The 828-nt window shown below is 65.3% G+C and carries 1 pseudogene; it reads right to left on the reverse strand.

From position 1 onward, the window contains the following. A pseudogene (locus NV2_RS30540) lies at window positions 1-656 on the reverse strand (DUF1214 domain-containing protein); the annotation flags it as partial. Window positions 657-828: the final 172 nt, after the last annotated feature.

Raw genomic sequence — 828 nt, forward strand, 5'->3', positions numbered from 1 at the left:
ACGAAGCTCGCCGAGGTGCCCTTGACGAAGTCGGTGGTCAGCTTCAGCTGCCGGGCGAAGTCGTCGACGTCGATCGGGGTCGGATCGGGAGTCTCGTCGATCAGCTCGATGGTCACCTCGGCCGCGGTCTCGGTGCTGCGGTCCTGAAAGGACTGGCGGCCGACGAGATTCGTCGTGTCCTCCGCGAGTGGGAGCCAGGCGCCCTCGGCGGGCTTGTCGACGCCGGCGATGAAGCTGAACCGGCCGTCCGCGTCGACCGGGATGTCGTCGTTGGAGATCTCACCGGTCGAGGCCATGGTGCCGTCGATGTGGTAGCGGTTCGCCTTCGAGCCGAAGGTCATCAGTGGCACGGTGCCACGGGTGCCGCTGATCCGGTAGCGGTGCTTTCCGGAGACGTTGGCGCGCATGTAGATGTTGTCCGGGTTGTCGGCGCCGATCTTGCACTTGAGATGGGGATCGAGGGCGTTGGTGATGGTGGGGTAGAGGGGGTCGGAGTTCTCGATCGAGTTGAGTGAGGCGTAGCGGAGCAGACGGATCAGGTAGCGCACGCCCTCGGCTTGATTCATCGGGTCCTGTGGCGCGGCCTCGTCGATCAATGCCTGTCCGGCGTCACGCAGTTCGTCACAGAAGTCGTTCCAGGCCTTGTTCACGGTCATCGGATCCTCCACGGTCGATGGGTGCCGGTTTCTCCGGAGAACGTACGGCCGGTGTATCTGGGTGGGCGCGATTATCTCGGTGACCAGGACACGCTGTCACCGGCAGCGATCGGCACCGACAGGCGCGCGGCCCGAATACCGCCGTGGCATCCGGCGGCGACGCAGTCGCGCA

Source organism: Nocardia vermiculata NBRC 100427 (assembly GCF_001613265.1).
Lineage (GTDB): Bacteria > Actinomycetota > Actinomycetes > Mycobacteriales > Mycobacteriaceae > Nocardia > Nocardia vermiculata.